Raw genomic sequence first — 16044 nt, 5'->3', positions numbered from 1 at the left:
GAGAGCAACGAGATGATAACGGAAGCAGGTCCAGAAATTGCGCGCCGGCCGCTTTGGGCCCCGACGAGCCCGCGGCTCCGGGGGCCCCGCCGGACCTTAAATTGCCACAACCCTGCCCCGTTCGCCGTCTAAACCCCTCATCAGCCCAGAGCCGAAGCGGAAGATCATGCCCGGAGTGGACATCCTAGCCAGTGCGATGACGGGGGCGAACGCCGCCTTCCTCGCCGACCTCTACGCCCGCTGGGTCCAGGCCCCGGACAGCGTCGATCCCTCCTTCCAGGAGCTGTTCGCCGCGCTGAACGACGATGCCCGCGCGGTGCTCGGCGACGCCGCCGGCGCGTCCTGGGCGCCCCGCCCCCGCGGCGGCTTCGCGCCCGAGCCTGAGGCCCCCGCCCCGGCGAAGGGTGGCAAGGGTGCGGCGCCCGCCGCCCCGGCCGCAAAGGCCGCGGACTCTGCCGTCTCGCGCCAGCAGGTGGTCGACTCGCTCCGCGCGCTGATGCTCATCCGCGCCTATCGCGTGCGCGGTCACCTTGAGGCCGACCTCGACCCGCTGGGCCTGCAGAAGAAGAAGCCGCACCCGGAGCTGGACCCCGCCACCTACGGCTTCACCGAGGCCGACCTCGACCGGCCGATCTTCATCGACAAGGTGCTCGGCCGCGAGACGGCGACGCTGCGCGAGATCCTCTCGATCGTGAAGGCGAGCTACTGCGGCTCGATCGGCGTCGAGTTCATGCACATCCAGGACCCCGAGCAGAAGTCTTGGATCCAGCAGCGCATCGAGGGTGCGCCCTGGAAGGCCGCCTTCGACAAGGACGGCAAGCGCACCATCCTGCAGCAGCTGACCGAGGCCGAGGGCTTCGAGGCCTATTGCGCCCGCAAGTTCGTGGGCACGAAGCGCTTCGGCCTTGAGGGCGGCGAGTCCACCATCCCCGCCCTGCAGGAGATCATCGCCCAGGGCGCCCGGGACGGCGTGAACGAGATCGCGATCGGCATGGCCCATCGCGGCCGCCTCTCCACGCTCGTGAACGTGGTGAAGAAGTCGTTCACCCAGGTCTTCGCCGAGTTCAAGGGCGCCGGCCACGCCGAGGACGTGCAGGGCTCGGGCGACGTGAAGTACCACCTGGGCACCTCGACCGACGTGGAGATCGAGGGCCGGCAGGTTCACCTCTCCCTCCAGCCCAACCCCTCCCACCTGGAAGCGGTGGACCCGGTGGTCATCGGCAAGGTGCGCGCCCGCCAGGACATGGCCGGCGACACCAAGGCGCGGAAGAGCGTCATGGGCATCCTGCTTCACGGCGACGCCGCCTTCGCCGGCCAGGGCGTGGTCTATGAGACGATGGCGATGAGCCAGCTCATCGGCTACCGCGTCGGCGGCACGATCCATGTCGTGACGAACAACCAGATCGGCTTCACCACCACGCCGGCGCACGCCTATTCGGGCCTCTACTGCACGGACGTCGCGAAGTCCGTCCAGGCGCCGATCCTGCACGTCAACGGCGACGACCCGGAGGCGGTGGTTTTCTGTGCCCGCATCTGCGCCGAGTTCCGCCAGCGCTTCTCCACGGACATCGTGCTCGACATCGTCTGCTATCGTCGCCACGGCCATAACGAGAGCGACGAGCCGGCCTTCACCCAGCCCCTGATGTATGCCCGCATCAAGGAGACGCCGACGACGCGCACGAAGTACGCGGGGAAGCTGGCGGCCGAGGGTGCGGTGCCGGAGGCCGAGTCCAAGGCCATCCAGGACGCCTTCTTCGCGAAGATGGACGAGGCCTTCCAGGCCAGCCAGACCTTCAAGCCGAACAAGGCCGACTGGCTGGAGGGCCATTGGTCCGGCCTGAAGGCCGCCGGCAACGACGAGCCGGAGGCCGAGACCGACACGGCGGCGGAGCCGGACCTGCTGCGCGAGGTGGGCGCCGCCCTCTCCCGCGTGCCGGAGGGCTTCGGCGCCAATCCGAAGATCCTGCGCCAGCTCGAGGCCAAGCGCCAGGCGATCGACACCGGCGAGGGCATCGACTGGGCGACCGGCGAGGCGCTGGCCATTGGCACGCTGCTGGTTGACGGCCACCGCGTCCGCATCTCCGGCGAGGACGTGCAGCGCGGCACATTCTCTCAGCGCCACGCCTACCTCATCGACCAGCAGACGCAGGCCGAGTACGTCCCGCTGAACAACATCCGCGACGGGCAGAAGCGGTTGGAGGCCTTCAACTCCCTTCTCTCGGAGTTCGGGGTGCTGGGCTTCGACTATGGCTACTCGCTGGCCGACCCGAACACGCTGGTGATGTGGGAGGGGCAGTTCGGCGACTTCGCCAACGGCGCGCAGGTCATCATCGACCAGTTCATCGCCTCCGCCGAGACGAAGTGGCTGCGCATGTCTGGCCTCGTGATGCTTCTGCCGCATGGCTACGAGGGGCAGGGGCCGGAGCACTCCTCCGCCCGCCTCGAGCGCTACCTTCAGCTTTGCGCCGAGCGGAACATGCGGGTGGCCAACATCACCACGCCCGCGAACTACTTCCACGCGCTGCGCCGCCAGATGAAGGCGAACTACCGCAAGCCGCTCATCCTGATGACGCCGAAGTCGCTGCTGCGCCACAAGCTGGCCACCTCCTCCCTCGCGGAGTTCGGGCCGGGCAGCCGCTTCCAAGTGGTGATCCCCGAGACCGACGAGCTGGTTGCGCCCGAGAAGGTGCGGCGCGTCGTGATCTGCACCGGCAAGGTCTATTACGACCTGTTGCAGGAGCGCCGCGACAAGGGCGTGAAGGACGTCGCCATCATCCGGATGGAGCAGCTTTACCCCTTCCCGCGCATCTCCCTGCCGAAGGTGCTGGCCCCCTACAGCAAGGCCGAGGTGGTCTGGTGCCAGGAGGAGCCGGAGAACATGGGCGGCTGGAACTTCGTCGACCGCAAGATCGAGGAAGTGCTGGTCGCGGCGGGCGGTAAGGCGCGCCGGCCGGGCTATGTCGGCCGCCCCGCGGCCGCCAGCCCCGCAACGGGGCTTGCCAAGGTGCACGCGCAGCAGCAGGAAGCGCTCGTTCGCCAGGCGCTCGGGTTGAGCTGAGCCGGACCTTGGCAGAGGAAAGACGATGACCGAGATCCTGGTGCCCACCCTGGGCGAGAGCGTAACGACGGCCACCGTGGCACGCTGGCTGAAGAAGGCCGGCGAATCGGTGGCCGCCGACGAGCCGTTGGTCGAGCTGGAGACCGATAAGGTGACGGTGGAGGTGAACGCCCCCTCCGCCGGCACCATCGAGAGCATCGCGGCCGACGAGGGCGCCGAGGTCGAGGTCGGCGGCCTTCTCGGCACGCTGGGCGCCGGTTCCGGTGCGTCCCCCGCGCCGAAGGCGCCCGCCCCCGCCGCCCCGAAGGTGGAGGAGCCGCGCTCTGTCGCCGGCCCCGTTGCCCGCCCCGGCGGCGCGGAGCCCACGAGCGCCACCTCCCATGCTCCGCTGCCCGCGGCCGCCAAGATGATGGCGGATAACGGTATCTCGGCCGGGCAGATCGGCCAGGGCAGTGCCAAGGACGGCCGCATCGCCAAGGGCGACGTGCTGGAATTCCTCTCCCGCCCGGCCCCCGCTGCCACCGCGCCCGCCGCCAAGGCGCCGCGCGCCACCGGCGAGGGCGAGGAGCGCGTGAAGATGACGCGCCTGCGCATCACCATCGCGCGCCGCCTGAAGGAGGCGCAGAACACCGCCGCCATGCTCACCACCTTCAACGAGGTGGACATGACGAATGCGATGGCCCTGCGCGCCGAGTACAAGGACGCCTTCGAGAAGAAGCACGGCGTGAAGCTCGGCTTCATGTCCTTCTTCGTGAAGGCCTGCGTGGCCGCGCTGCAGGAGTTCCCGGCCGTCAACGCCGAGATCGATGGTGACGAGGTCGTCTACAAGCACTTCGTCAACATGGGCATCGCGGTCGGCGGCCCCTCGGGCCTCGTGGTGCCGGTGCTGCGCAATGCCCAGGACCTGTCCTTCGCCGGCATCGAGAAGGCGATCGGCGACTTCGGCAAGCGCGTGCGCGACGGCCAGCTGAAGCTCGAGGAGATGGCGGGCGGCAGCTTCACCATCACCAATGGAGGCATCTACGGCAGCCTGATGTCCACTCCGATCCTCAACCCGCCCCAGTCCGGCATCCTCGGGATGCACGCGATCAAGGAGCGGGCGATGGTCGTGGGCGGCAAGATCGAGGTGCGCCCGATGATGTACATCGCGCTCTCCTACGACCACCGGATCGTGGACGGGAAGGAAGCGGTGTCCTTCCTCGTGCGCGTGAAGGAGGGCGTGGAGGACGCGCGGCGCCTGCTGCTCGGGCTCTGATCCCACCCTGCTGAGTTGTTGGAGCGCGCCGGAGGGGAGACCCTCCGGCGCGCTTCGCTTTTGTGGGCCGAGGTTGCCATGTCCGGCGCATGGCCCTGGCATGACGGGAATTTACATTGCAAGTCATTCTCAATGAGCCTGAAACGGCCCCTGGCCGACAGGATCATCCAATGACGCTGCCATCTCTTCGCCGCCTCGCGGCGGCCGCCGTGCTGCCGCTCCTCGCCCTGGCTTCTCCCGCCCAGGCCACGCAGTACCCTCTGACGGTCACGGACCTTGCCGGCCGGCAGGTCACCATTCCCCGCAAGCCCGAGCGCATCGTCCTGCAGGACGGCCGCAACATCTCCATCCTCGCCATGCTGGATCGGGACGACCCCTTTGGCCGCGTGGTGCTCTGGAACAACATTCCCAGCCGGGCTGACGAGGGTTTCTGGAACATCCTCCGCAGCGCCTGGCCCAAGGCTGCCGCCATTCCCGACATGGGCTTCGGCGATAACGGCCAGGTGAACGCCGAGCAGGTGATGACCTCCCGCCCGCAGCTGGTGGTGGCCGAGGCCCGCGCCCTGGGGGCACTCAAGGAGGCGGGGGTGGACCAGCGGCTGGCACAGCTCAACATCCCGCTGCTCCTCGTGGACAGCTTCGACGACCCTGTGCCCAACGCCGTCCGCTCCGTCGAGCTCCTCGGCCAAGTGTTGGACCGGGAGGCCGAGGCCGCCGAATTTGCCGGCTTCGCCCGCGAGCGCTTCGCTCGTGTCCAAGCCGGGATCGCCGCCGCCGGCACGCGCCCGAACGTCTTCATCGAGACCCGCGCCGGCTTCTCCGGCCCGGAGGCCTGCTGCTTCACCCAGGGCCGCGTCGGCTGGGGCCCGTTGGTCGAGGCCGCCGGCGGCCACAACATTGGCGCCGACCTCGTCCCCGGCGCCTCCGGGGAGGTGACGATGGAGACCGTCATCGCCCGCCGCCCGGATATCTACGTGATGACCGGTGCCAACTGGCGCGGCCGCGGCGCCGTGACCCTGCCCTTCGGCTATGGCGGCGACCAGGGGGCCGTCGCCAAGTCCCTCGCCCGGCTCGAGGCGCGCCCCGGCTTTGCCCAGGTCGAGGCCGCGCGGGAAGGCCAGGTCTTCGGCGTCTGGCACGGCTTCTACAACCATGTCCTGAACATCGTGGGGCTGGAGGCGCTGGCGAAGGCCTTCCATCCCCAGCAGTTCGCCGACCTGAACCCGGACGAGACCTACCGCACCATCCTCGCCCGCTTCACCCATATCCCGGCCCAGCCCTTCCTTATCTCGGCCACCGCGCCGCGGGTCGGCGGGTAGGGCAGCGGTGTCGCAGAGGCTGGGCCTCGCCGGCGCCGTCATAGCCGCGCCGGAGCTGGAGGGCGGGGAGGGCGTCGCGGTTCGCGACTACCGGCGCTCCGTCACTTGGCGCGCGCTGCTCCTGGCCGCCCTACTCCTGGCGGGCAGCGCGGCCCTGCTGGCGGATCTTGTCGTCGGCTCCGGAACCCTCTCCCCGCAGGAGGTGATGGAGGGGTTGCTCTCCCCCGGCACCGCCGACCCCACCGTGCGCGTAGTGCTCTGGGAACTCCGGATGCCCATCACCTTCACGGCAGCGCTGGCCGGCATCGCCCTCGCGCTCGCGGGCACGCTGATGCAGACGGTGCTGAACAACCCGCTGGCCGAGCCCTTCACCCTCGGCATCTCCTCCGCCGCCGGCTTCGGGGCGGCCATGGCGATCGTCTTCGGCTCCTCCGTCCTCGGCGCCGCCGCGGACTGGATCCCGGCGGAATTGTTCATCTCCGCCAACGCCTTCCTTTTTGCGCTGGCCACCGTGGTGCTCGTCACCCTCCTCGCCCGGCGGACGGGAATGGGGGTGGAGACGGTCACGCTGCTCGGCATCGCTGTCCACTTCGCCTTCTCCGCGCTTCTCGCGGTCGCGCAGTACATGGCGGACGTGAACCAGCTTCAGTCCCTCGTCTTCTGGCTGCTGGGATCGCTGCTGAAGGCCACATGGACGAAGGTGGCGATCAACGCGGCCATCCTCGCCCTCGTGCTGCCGCTGCTGCTCGCCCGCGCCTGGGCGCTGACGGCGCTGCGCGGGTTCGGGGACGGCGCCGTGGTGCTGGGCATCCGGGTGGAGCGGCTGCGCTTCATGATGCTGGTGGCGGCCGCCCTCCTCGCGGCCTCGGCCACCGCGACCATCGGCGTGGTCGGCTTCGTCGGGCTGGTCGCGCCCCACATGGCGCGGATGCTAGTGGGGGAGGACCAGCGCTTCTCCCTCGTGGTCACCGCGGCCTGCGGGCTGCTGGTGCTGACGCTGGCCTCGCTGGCCAGCAAGCTCATCCTGCCGGGGGCGGTGCTGCCGATCGGGATGATCACCTCCCTGCTTGGGCTGCCGGTCTTCCTCGCGCAGATCCTCCACAGCCGGCGGCGGGCGGTGCGATGAGCCTTCTCGGGATCGAAGACCTCGGCGTCCGCATCGGGCGCCACCAGGCGGTGCGCGGGGTCTCCTGCGCGGTGGAAGCGGGAGAATGCCTGGCGGTGCTCGGCCGCAACGGGGCGGGCAAGACCTCCCTCGTGCGCGGCTTGGCGGGCCTGCTGCCGGTCAGCGGCACCATCCGGCTGGAGGGGCAGGACCTGACGACCCTCGGCCCCGCGGAGCGCAGCCGGCGGATCGGCTACGTGGCCCAGGGGGTGGCGCAGCTCTCGGCGCAGCTCACCGTCTTCGACCTGCTGCTGTTAGCGCAGAACGGCGGCCAGTTCTCCTGGGCCGCCCCGCGCGAGAGCCTGCGCCGGGCCGAGGCGATGCTGGACATGCTCGGCCTTCAGCCGCTCGCCCGCCGCACGCCCGGGGAGATGTCGGGCGGCCAGCGCCAGATGGTGGCGCTAGCCCTCGCCCTGGTGCGCCGGCCGCGCGTGCTACTGCTGGACGAGCCGACCTCGGCGTTGGACCTCGCCAACCAGCTCCACCTGCTGGAACTGGTCCGCGCCCACACGCGGCGCTCGGGCATGGCGACGGTCATGGTCCTGCACGACCTCAACCTCGCCACCCGCTACGCCGATTCCGCCCTCATGCTGGAGGAGGGCGCACCGGTGCATGCCGGCCCGGTGGCGGAGGTGCTGACCCGCGAAAGGCTCGCCCGCATCTACGGGGTGGACTGCCACATCATGGCCGTGGAGGGCGGGCACCGCGCCATCTACCCGCTGGCGAGGCTGGACGGCGCGGCCTGACCGCGCTCGTCGGCCGGGGTTGCGGTCGGAACAACCCTGCCAGAACACCACTTGAAGGCGCCTCCGCCCTTCAAGCCGGGCCCCGGGCCTGCTACCTGCCCCTTCAAGATCATTGCAGGACCCGCCCGCCATGCCCGACTCCTTCGACCTCATCGTCATCGGCTCCGGCCCCGGCGGCTATGTCTGCGCCATCCGGGCGGCCCAGCTCGGCATGAAGGTGGCCTGCGTGGAGAAGCGGGAGACGCTGGGCGGCACCTGCCTCAACATTGGCTGCATCCCCTCCAAGGCGCTGCTCCAGTCCTCCGAGAACTTCGAGGAGATCGCCCACAAGTTCGCCGACCACGGCATCAACGTGGAGGGCGTGAAGCTCGACCTCGCCCGGATGCAGGCGCGGAAGGGCGAGGTGGTCTCGGCCAACGTGAAGGGGGTCGAGTTCCTCTTCCGCAAGAACAAGGTCACCTGGCTGAAGGGCTCGGGGGAGATTACCGCCCCCGGCAAGGTCGAGGTGGCCGGCACGACCTACGAGACGAAGAACATCGTCATCGCGACGGGCAGCGAGAGCGTGCCGCTCAAGGGCGTCGAGATCGATGAGAAGCGCGTCGTCACCTCCACTGGCGCGCTGGAGTTCGAGAGTGTGCCGAAGCACCTCGTCGTCATCGGCGGCGGCGTGATCGGGCTCGAGCTGGGAAGCGTCTGGCGGCGCCTCGGCGCCGAGGTGACGGTGATCGAGTTCTTCGACCGCCTGCTGCCCGGCATGGACAACGAGATCGCGAAGAACTTCGAGCGCGTGCTCGGCAAGCAGGGCTTCAAGTTCAAGCTCGGCCACAAGGTGACCGGCGCGACGAAGACCGATGCCGGCGTCACCCTGACAGTGGAGCCCGCCAAGGGCGGCGAGGCCCAGACGATCGAGGCCGACGCCGTCCTCGTCGCCATCGGCCGCCGCCCCTACACGGCGGATCTCGGCCTCGAGACGGTCGGCGTCGCGCTGGACGAGCGCGGCCGGGTGAAGACCGACGCGCACTTCGCGACCAACGTGCCCGGCATCTACGCCATCGGCGACGTGATCGCGGGCGCCATGCTCGCCCACAAGGCCGAGGACGAGGGCGTCGCGGTCGCCGAGATCCTCGCCGGCCAGCACGGCCACGTGAACTACGGCGCCATCCCCGGCATCGTCTACACCTGGCCCGAGGTGGCGGCCGTGGGCGCGACGGAGGAGGAACTGAAGGCCGCCGGCACCGCCTACAAGTCCGGCAAGTTCCCCTTCACCGCCAATGGCCGTGCCCGCGCCATGGGCGATACGGACGGCTTCGTGAAGATCCTTGCGGACAAGACGACCGACCGCGTGCTCGGCGCCCATATTCTGGGCCCGGATGCCGGCCACCTGATCGCGGAGATGGTGACGGCCATCGAGTTCGGCGCCAGCGCCGAGGACGTGGCCCGCATCTGCCACGCCCACCCGACGCTGAGCGAATCGGTGAAGGAAGCGGCCCTGGCCGTGGACGGGCGCCCCATCCACATCTGACGAAGCCGCGCGCCGCGCTTGATCCGCGCGGCGCCTGGGCCATCTGGCGGGCGATGGAAAACGCCCGCCCCCCTTACATCGCCCTGAAGCCGGACCGGAGCCGCAAGCGCCTCGGCTGGGGCTTCATCGTGCTCGGCGTGCTCGGCTGCATCCTGCCCTTCCTGCAGGGCTTCCTCTTCCTCGCGCTGGGCGTCTTCGTCCTGCGGGACCAGTATCTCTGGGCCGCCAACCGCTGGTCCTGGGTGCAGGGCCGCTGGCCCGGGGCGGTCTCGAAGATCGAGGCGCTGGAGGTCTCCATGTCCGCGCGCGTCGCCGGCTGGAGCGCGGGGTTGCGGCGGGCGATCGGCCGCGGCTGAGATGAGCCGCGCCTTCGTCCGTGAGCCGGATGGCAGCGAGCCGCCGGAGCCGCCGCCCGAGCGCCCCGTTCCGCCTGGCCCCAATCCGGTGACGGCCAGCGGCCTCGTCCGCATGGAGGCCGAACTCGCCCGCCTGTTGGCCCTGTCCTCGCCCGATCCCATGGAGCAGCGGAACCTGCACTACTGGCGGCAGCGCCGTGCCAGTGCGCAACTCACCGCGCCGCCGAAGGGAAGGGCGGCCGGCTTCGGCTCCTGGCTGACCGTCGCGGATGGAGGCGCCGCGCCCTGTCGCCTCCGGATCGTGGGCGAGGATGAGGCAAACCCGTCGGCCGGTCTCATCGGCTGGCGCGCCCCACTCGCCCTGGCCCTGGAGGGCGCGGAACCCGGCAACGAGGTGGAAGGTCCCGGCGGCCGCATCTTCACCGTCCTGGCCGTGGAGAACGACGCCGTGGATTAGCTTGCATGATGCAAGCGAATAGGCTTGCATCATGCAAGTTACCCAGAGGCGCCCCATGCCCCGCACCGATTTCTCGCGAATGCGCTGCCCGATTGCGCGCTCCATGGAGGTCCTCGGGGAGCGCTGGGCGATCCTCGTCCTCCGGGAGGCCTTCTACGGCACCACCCGCTTCGACGACTTCGAGCGCCACCTCGGCATCGCCTCCAACATCCTCAGCGCGCGGCTGGCGAAGCTGGTGGAGCACGGGATGCTCGAGCGGGTGCCGGAGGGCGCCCGCCACGCCTACCGTCTGACCGAGAAGGGCCGCGACTTCTTCCCCGCCTTCCTCGCCCTCAAGGCCTGGAGCGACCGCTGGATGGCTCCAGACGGCCCCGTCGTTCAGCTCGTGAATGCCGAGACTGGGGAGGAAGTGACGGCCGAGCCCCCTCGCGGGGCCGATGGCGCCCCGCTGCGCCCCGAATCGGTCCGCCTGCTGCCCGGCCCCGGGGCGGGCGAAGTCATGCGCCGCCGCCTGGCGCCGGAGGTGGCCCATGGCTGAAAGCCTCGCCGCTTCGCTGCCCACCGTCTCCCCCGCGCGGCGGATCCTGGCGCTGGCGGCGCCCACCGCGCTCAGCTCCATCCTGCAGGTTGTGTCCCAGGTGGCCGAAACCTGGCTCGCGGCCCGCCAGGGCACGGCGGCGCTCGCGGGGTGGTCGGTGGTGCTGCCCTTCAGCCTTTTAATGAGCCAGATGTCCGGCGGCGCTATGGGCGGCGGCGTCGCCTCGGCCACCGCGCGGGCGCTCGGCGCGGGCAGGCGGGACGAGGCCTCGGACCTCGTGCTGCATGCCGTGCTGATCGCGGTCGTCGCCGGCCTGGTCTTCGTCCTGCCGCTTGCGATGTTCCCGCGGGCGGTGCTGGGCGCGATCGGGGGGCCGACGGCCGCGGAAGCTGCGGCACCCTATGCCATGTGGCTCTTCGGCCTCGGCGCCGTGCCGCTCTGGCTGGCCAATACCCTCGCCTCGGTCCTCCGCGGCGGCGGGCAGCACGCGCTGGCGGCGCGGGTGCTGCTGCTCACCTGGGGCGCCCATCCGCCGCTCGCCTGGGTACTCGCGGAGCCGCTGGGCATGGGGCTGCCGGGGATCGGCGCCGCGTTGGGGATCGTGTTCCTCGTCTCCACGCTCGTGATGGGCGCCGCGGTGCTGCGGGGGCGGGCGGGGTTCCGCCCGGCGCTGCGGGTGCGGCCCTCCTGGGAGATGTTCCGCCGCATCCTCTCGGTCGGATTGGCCGCGAGCCTGCTGGCGGGGGTGGCGAACCTCACGACCATGCTCGTCACGGCGCGGGTGGCCTCGCACGGAGCGGCAGCGGTCGCGGCCTACGGCATCTCCGCACGGCTGGAATTCGTGATGATCCCCATCGCTTTCGGGGTGGGTTCCGCCCTCACGGCGCTGGTGGGCCGCACCGTCGGGGCGGGGCGGTGGGACGAGGGGCTGCGCCTGGCCTGGACAGGCGGCGTGATGGCGCTGGCGATCACCGGCGTGATCGGCCTCGTGATCGCCATGGCGCCGGTGGCCTTCGCGGGCTTCTTCACCGCCGATCCCGCGGTGATCGCCATCGCCTCGCGGGCGCTCTCCTACACCGGCTTCGCCTTCGGGGGCTTCGGCCTGGGAATGGCGCTCTACTTCGCCTCGCAGGGGGCGGGGCGGATGGGCTGGCCGGTGGCGGCGGGCCTCTCGCGCATCGGGGTCGCGGTCGGCGGCGGCTGGCTCCTGGGGGATGTGCTGGGCATGGGGCTCGACGGGCAGTTCCTGGCCGTCGCCCTCGGCATCACCGCCTATGGGCTGGTGACGGCCGCCGGTGTACGCCCGGGCGTCTGGGCGGCGCGGCCCGGTGCCACCAGCCCCTCCGCCGCGCCTAAAGCCTGAGCCCCATTCGCCGGATCATCGCGGACTCCTCCTCCACCTGACGGCGCACGAAGGCAGTATAATCCTCTGGTCCCATGGCCATCGCGGGCATGTCGAACTTGTCCAGCACCGCCATGTGCGCGGGATCGGCGACGGCGCCCCGGAAGGCGGTGTCGATCACCCGCACCACCGCGGGATCCATCCCCTTCGGCCCCGCAATCCCGTAGGGGGAGGTGGAGACGATATCCATGCCGAGTTCCTTCAGCGTTGGCACCGCCGGGAAGCGCTTCGCCCGCTCCGGGCCCCAGGTGACCAGCAGGCGCAGCCGGCCCTCCTCGACCAGCGGGGCCCAGCCGGAGCTATCGGCCGTCGCGTGGATCTGGCCGCCGAGCAGGGCCTGCATGTTCTCGGCGACGCCCCGGAAGGGCACGTGGACCCAGTTGACGTCCCGCTCCGTCGCGATCCGCTCCATGGTGATATGCAGCGAGGTGCCGACGCCCGGCGTGCCGTAGTTGAACCGGCCCGGATTGGCCTTCGCCTCCGCCAGGAAGGCGTTGAAGTCAGGCCAGGGCGCGTCCGCCCGCACCACCACGCCGAAGAGGTAGCCGGTGAGGTGGGAGATGTAGGTGAAGTCGGCCAGCGGGTCGAAGGGCGGGCGCTGGCTCATGAAGGGCACGCGGAAGACGCTGATCGGCATCTGGGAGAGGGTGTAGCCGTCCGGCCGCTCGTTCAGCAGCGCCTGTGCGCCGAGGATGCCGCCCGCGCCGGCCTTGTTCTCAACCACCACCGGCTGGCCGAGGCGCTTGCCCGCTTGCTCGCAGACCGCGCGCATCTGCACGTCGGTGGTGCCGCCGGGCGCCCAGGGCACGAGCATGCGAATCGGTTTGTCGGGGAAGCCGCGCTGGGCGAGGACGGGCTTTGGAAGCAGGGGCGTAGCGAGCGCGGCGGCGCCCAGGCCGAGCGTGCGGCGGGTGACGTTCATGGCGTTTCTTCCCGGTTCGTTTCCTCTGCCGGGAGTATTGAGGAATGGCGGGGGGTGGTGGAAGCAGGAAGCGAGGGGCACCGGGACGGAACAACGCCTCTGCGGCCATGCTGACGGCGCCATGTGCCCCCGAGATTGACCGCGCGTCGGCATTGAGGCGTGGCATACGGCGGGAAGCTGTCAGCTTTCCGGTGGGAACCCTGCCGTGCGGCTGCCGTCCGGCGGCGGCTCGTCAGCGGGGATGAAGCGGAGCGTGCCTGCCCGCCGCGTCGGCTTGCCAGTGTCGTTCGTGTGGTTGATGCCGTCCATGACCGGCACCTCGAGGAAGTCGAACGGGCTTACCCCGTCCAGGCAGGCGACGTTCACGGCGTAGAGCGCTGTGTTCGATCGGCGCTGATGATGCGTGTAGATGCCGCAGCGCGAACAGAAGAAGTGCTGCGCCGCGCCGGTATGGAAGCGATAGTTCGTCAGCGCCTCCTCGCCCCGGAGGATCCTGATCCCGCCCGTCTCCGCCATGGCGACGACGGCGCCGCGCATCCGGCAGTAGGAGCACGTGCAGCGGCGGATGGAATCGAAGCCGTCGCTGAGCGTCACCTCGAGCCGCACCGCGCCGCAATGGCAGCCGCCAGTCCGGAGGTTCGTGTCGTCCGCCATGTTGCCCATGCCTTCCTGGTTAGGACTACTTCGACGCCCTTTCCGCTGGGCGGAGGAGGACGCCTTAGGCCCCTGCGGGCCGGAAACGGAACCCGCCTTGCCCCGGCGGTCCGACCCCTAGTCCGCCCGCGGATGCGCCCGCCGCCAGGTCTCCAGCAGCCCCGCCTGGTCCACCGCCGTGTAGCGCTGCGTGGTAGAAAGGCTGGCATGCCCCAGCAATTCCTGAATCGCGCGCAGGTCCGCCCCGCCACCGAGAAGGTGCGTGGCGAAGGAGTGGCGCAGGGCGTGCGGGGTGGTGTGCTCCGGCAGGCCCGTCGCCCTCCGCAGGTCGCGCAGGGCCTTCTGGGCGACCGCCGGGTCCAGCCGCCCGCCCTTGGCCCCCGTGAAGAGCGGGGCATCGGGGGTGGCGGGGCCGCGGTGGCGCAGCCACTCGGCCATCGCAGCCTCCACCGCCGGCAGCACGGGCACGATCCGCTCCTTCCGGCCCTTGCCGAGCACGCGAAGGCCGGTTCCGGCGCGCGGGGCGTCGCGCATGTCGAGCGCCAGCGCCTCCGAGATGCGCAGCCCGCAGCCGTAGAGAAGGGTGAAGAGCGCCCTGTCCCGCGCGGCCATGGCAGGGGTGTCGGCCGCGCTGTCGGAGGTCGCGGTGCGGGCCTGCGGCTCGGTCAGGGCGCGGGGCACCGGCGGCTTGCGGCGAGGGCCGCTCAGCCCGCCTAGCGGCAGTGGCGCCAGCCCGTGCCGCCGGACGAGGAAGCGCAGGAAGGTCTTGATCGCCGAGAGCTGCCGCGCGCGGGAGGAGGCGCCGATCCCCGCCATGGCCCGCTGCGCGAGAAACGCCCGTAGGTCGGCCAGGCCGAGCGTGGCCAAGTCCGGCTCCCCGCCCTGATGGGTGGAGAGGAAGCCCAGGAGGTCCGCGATGTCGCGCCCGTAGGCCTCGACCGTTTCCGGGCTCGCGCGCCGCTCGCGCGAGAGCCAGTCGATGAATTCCTCGCGGGCGGCGAGCGCCGGGCTCACGGCTCGCCCACCGCGCCGTCCAGCGCGCGGGCCAGGGCGTGGGCAAGGAGGCGAAGCGGCGCGGTCGCGCCGCGCAGGGGCAGGCGCCCGGCCTCCCGCGCGCCCAGCGCCAGCAGGCGCGGCCGGGCGCCGGGGAGGACCACCAGGGCGTCGCGGCTGATCAGCGCATGGGCCTCGCCGTGGAAAAGGGCGGCCTCGGCGGGGTGGTCGCGGACCAGGATCTCGCGCCCCTGCATCATCCGCGCGACCGTGCCGGCCGGAAGATCGCGCAGGCCGGGGGAGGGGGCGCCCTCCGCCACAAGGGACGCGCATTCGAGGCCGAGCAGCGCCGGCCATTCGGCGGAGACCGCGCCAAGCACGTCCGCGGCCCCGATCAGCGCCGCGATGGCCGTCGCCACCCGGATCGTCAGGTCCAGGCCACCGCGCGCGGCATCGGCCACCAGCCCCGTTTCCGCCCGCGCCGCGACGAGAAGGGCGGCCATGTGGTCCGCCAGCGTCTCGCCATGCACGCGCTTGGGGGGATGCAGCGCGCGGTAGAGGGCGGGGCGCTCCGCCAGGAAGCCGGGATGGGCGGAGAGATAGGCCGCCACCCGGGCCGCCTCGGCCTCGCGGCCATCCTCCGTCTGCGGTGCAGGAAAGGTCATCCCTGCCAGTTTGCCAGGGCCTCGCGCGAAGCGCGAATCACCCGCCCGGCCCATGCAACCGGCCGAGAGCATCGCCCATGTGCTGGGCGAAGGCGGCCGCCGCTGCGGGAAGCGCGGTTTCCGCCCGGGCGTAGAGGCCGAGCTCGCTGAGGATCGGCGCGCGCCCCTTGTGCAGCGGCACATGGACGAGCCGCCCGGCTTCCAGCTCCGCCTCCAGCCCCGCGCGGGTCATGAAGGCGATGCCGAGGCCGAGCAGCACCATCCGCTTCATCAGCTCCACCGAGCCGGCCTCGTACCCCACCCGCATCCCCTCGGCCCGGCCGGCGCCTTGCAGCAGGGCGTCGATCTGGTCGCGATTGGCGAAATTGGCGCTCGGCAGGATGAGCGAAGGGCCCGCGCAATCGGCCATGGTGATGGCGGCGCGATCGGCCAGCGGGGAGTCCGGCGGCACCACCGCGCCGAGCGGCAGCCGGGCGACCGCGAGCTGCCGCAGCCCCGGGTGTCGCCGCACCTCGAAGGCGAGGCCGAGATGCGCGTCGCCGGAGAGGATGGCGCCGGGGATGTCGCCGCTGCCGAGGATGCACGTGCTGACCGTGATCCGCGGTTGCCGCCCTTGCAGCGCCGCTACGGCCTCCGGCACCACGCGGTGGCAGAGGCCTTCCAGCGTCACGAGTTCCACATGGCCGGTCCGCAGCCCCGCCAGCGCGTCGAGTTCCGAGCGCGCCCGCTCCGCGTCCCGCAGCACGGTGATGACGTGCTGGGCGAGGATTTCGCCGGCCGCCGTCAGCCGCAGCCGGCCGGGCAGGCGGTCGAAGAGCTTCGCGCCGAGCTCCGCCTCCATGTTGAGGATCTGCCGGTTCACCGCGGAGGAGGCGACGTTCAGCCGCCGCGCCGCCTCCCGGATGGAGCCGGCCCGGCGCACCGCGTCGAAGTAACCGATACCCGGCGCGTGGATGCGGAGGGCGCGAGTGGGAGAGGGTGCTGCCATTTCG

General features: G+C 71.1%; 15 protein-coding genes. 10 read left to right on the top strand and 5 right to left on the bottom strand.

The annotated features are described in order from the left end of the window. Positions 1 to 166 precede the first annotated feature (166 nt). From D9599_RS02820 to D9599_RS02775, 10 genes are all read left to right on the top strand, one after another. Positions 167 to 3058, top strand: a complete 2892-nt coding sequence (locus D9599_RS02820) for a 2-oxoglutarate dehydrogenase E1 component (protein WP_198379710.1) — start codon at positions 167 to 169, stop codon at positions 3056 to 3058. A gap of 25 nt (positions 3059 to 3083) precedes the next feature. Then, positions 3084 to 4313 (top strand): 2-oxoglutarate dehydrogenase complex dihydrolipoyllysine-residue succinyltransferase, encoded by a 1230-nt coding sequence (gene odhB / locus D9599_RS02815; protein ID WP_198379709.1) that lies wholly within the window; start codon positions 3084 to 3086, stop codon positions 4311 to 4313. A gap of 170 nt (positions 4314 to 4483) precedes the next feature. After that, on the top strand, positions 4484 to 5632 hold the full coding sequence (locus tag D9599_RS02810) for an ABC transporter substrate-binding protein (RefSeq protein ID WP_198379708.1): 1149 nt from the start codon (positions 4484 to 4486) through the stop codon (positions 5630 to 5632). Positions 5633 to 5639: 7 nt separating this feature from the next. Further along, a complete protein-coding gene (locus D9599_RS02805; protein ID WP_198379707.1) occupies positions 5640 to 6758 on the top strand; it encodes an iron ABC transporter permease in 1119 nt (372 codons plus the stop codon). Beyond that, positions 6755 to 7543 carry an ABC transporter ATP-binding protein gene (locus D9599_RS02800; protein ID WP_198379706.1) on the top strand — a complete coding sequence of 263 codons (789 nt, stop codon included), beginning with the start codon at positions 6755 to 6757 and terminating at the stop codon, positions 7541 to 7543. Before D9599_RS02805 ends, D9599_RS02800 begins: the two co-directional genes overlap by 4 nt. Before the next feature lie 130 nt (positions 7544 to 7673). After that, a complete protein-coding gene (gene lpdA, locus D9599_RS02795) occupies positions 7674 to 9065 on the top strand; it encodes a dihydrolipoyl dehydrogenase (protein WP_198379705.1) in 1392 nt (463 codons plus the stop codon). A gap of 53 nt (positions 9066 to 9118) precedes the next feature. Further along, positions 9119 to 9421 carry a PGPGW domain-containing protein gene (locus D9599_RS02790; RefSeq protein WP_198379704.1) on the top strand — a complete coding sequence of 101 codons (303 nt, stop codon included), beginning with the start codon at positions 9119 to 9121 and terminating at the stop codon, positions 9419 to 9421. Between the two features lies 1 nt (position 9422). Further along, positions 9423 to 9878 carry a GreA/GreB family elongation factor gene (locus D9599_RS02785; RefSeq protein ID WP_198379703.1) on the top strand — a complete coding sequence of 152 codons (456 nt, stop codon included), beginning with the start codon at positions 9423 to 9425 and terminating at the stop codon, positions 9876 to 9878. Positions 9879 to 9933: 55 nt separating this feature from the next. Next, positions 9934 to 10416, top strand: a complete 483-nt coding sequence (locus D9599_RS02780; protein ID WP_198379702.1) for a helix-turn-helix domain-containing protein — start codon at positions 9934 to 9936, stop codon at positions 10414 to 10416. Continuing rightward, complete coding sequence (locus D9599_RS02775) at positions 10409 to 11779, top strand: MATE family efflux transporter (RefSeq protein WP_198379701.1); 1371 nt, start codon at positions 10409 to 10411, stop codon at positions 11777 to 11779. The genes D9599_RS02780 and D9599_RS02775 overlap by 8 nt, the downstream gene beginning before the upstream one ends. Here the strand turns inward: D9599_RS02775 and D9599_RS02770 are convergent. From D9599_RS02770 to D9599_RS02755, 5 genes are all read right to left on the bottom strand, one after another. After that, the gene (locus D9599_RS02770) at positions 11769 to 12740 is read right to left on the bottom strand and encodes a tripartite tricarboxylate transporter substrate binding protein (RefSeq protein WP_198379700.1); all 972 of its coding nucleotides are present in this window, start codon (positions 12738 to 12740) and stop codon (positions 11769 to 11771) included. The genes D9599_RS02775 and D9599_RS02770 overlap by 11 nt on opposite strands. A gap of 180 nt (positions 12741 to 12920) precedes the next feature. Beyond that, complete coding sequence (locus D9599_RS02765; RefSeq protein WP_232480070.1) at positions 12921 to 13394, bottom strand: GFA family protein; 474 nt, start codon at positions 13392 to 13394, stop codon at positions 12921 to 12923. Between the two features lie 117 nt (positions 13395 to 13511). Next, entirely contained in the window at positions 13512 to 14408 is an 897-nt protein-coding gene (locus D9599_RS02760; RefSeq protein WP_309228520.1) for a tyrosine recombinase XerC, read from the bottom strand. Next, on the bottom strand, positions 14405 to 15052 hold the full coding sequence (locus D9599_RS31110) for a hypothetical protein (protein WP_232480069.1): 648 nt from the start codon (positions 15050 to 15052) through the stop codon (positions 14405 to 14407). Before D9599_RS31110 ends, D9599_RS02760 begins: the two co-directional genes overlap by 4 nt. A gap of 37 nt (positions 15053 to 15089) precedes the next feature. After that, the gene (locus D9599_RS02755) at positions 15090 to 16040 is read right to left on the bottom strand and encodes a LysR family transcriptional regulator (RefSeq protein WP_198379697.1); all 951 of its coding nucleotides are present in this window, start codon (positions 16038 to 16040) and stop codon (positions 15090 to 15092) included. Positions 16041 to 16044 lie beyond the last annotated feature (4 nt).

Origin of the sequence: Roseomonas sp. KE2513 (assembly GCF_016107305.1) — a bacterium.
Taxonomy (GTDB): domain Bacteria; phylum Pseudomonadota; class Alphaproteobacteria; order Acetobacterales; family Acetobacteraceae; genus Roseomonas.
This window is presented reverse-complemented; position numbering and strand designations above follow the sequence as displayed.

What these genes read in the sequence shown, in the direction of transcription:
- D9599_RS02820 (WP_198379710.1), top strand. Translation starts at nt 167, where the DNA reads ATGCCCGGAGTGGACATCCTAGCCAGTGCGATGACGGGGGCGAACGCC.
- odhB (WP_198379709.1), top strand. Translation starts at nt 3,084, where the DNA reads ATGACCGAGATCCTGGTGCCCACCCTGGGCGAGAGCGTAACGACGGCC.
- D9599_RS02810 (WP_198379708.1), top strand. Translation starts at nt 4,484, where the DNA reads ATGACGCTGCCATCTCTTCGCCGCCTCGCGGCGGCCGCCGTGCTGCCG.
- D9599_RS02800 (WP_198379706.1), top strand. Translation starts at nt 6,755, where the DNA reads ATGAGCCTTCTCGGGATCGAAGACCTCGGCGTCCGCATCGGGCGCCAC.
- lpdA (WP_198379705.1), top strand. Translation starts at nt 7,674, where the DNA reads ATGCCCGACTCCTTCGACCTCATCGTCATCGGCTCCGGCCCCGGCGGC.
- D9599_RS02790 (WP_198379704.1), top strand. Translation starts at nt 9,119, where the DNA reads ATGGAAAACGCCCGCCCCCCTTACATCGCCCTGAAGCCGGACCGGAGC.
- D9599_RS02785 (WP_198379703.1), top strand. Translation starts at nt 9,423, where the DNA reads ATGAGCCGCGCCTTCGTCCGTGAGCCGGATGGCAGCGAGCCGCCGGAG.
- D9599_RS02780 (WP_198379702.1), top strand. Translation starts at nt 9,934, where the DNA reads ATGCCCCGCACCGATTTCTCGCGAATGCGCTGCCCGATTGCGCGCTCC.
- D9599_RS02775 (WP_198379701.1), top strand. Translation starts at nt 10,409, where the DNA reads ATGGCTGAAAGCCTCGCCGCTTCGCTGCCCACCGTCTCCCCCGCGCGG.
- D9599_RS02770 (WP_198379700.1), bottom strand. Translation starts at nt 12,740, where the DNA reads ATGAACGTCACCCGCCGCACGCTCGGCCTGGGCGCCGCCGCGCTCGCT.
- D9599_RS02765 (WP_232480070.1), bottom strand. Translation starts at nt 13,394, where the DNA reads ATGGCGGACGACACGAACCTCCGGACTGGCGGCTGCCATTGCGGCGCG.
- D9599_RS31110 (WP_232480069.1), bottom strand. Translation starts at nt 15,052, where the DNA reads ATGACCTTTCCTGCACCGCAGACGGAGGATGGCCGCGAGGCCGAGGCG.
- D9599_RS02755 (WP_198379697.1), bottom strand. Translation starts at nt 16,040, where the DNA reads ATGGCAGCACCCTCTCCCACTCGCGCCCTCCGCATCCACGCGCCGGGT.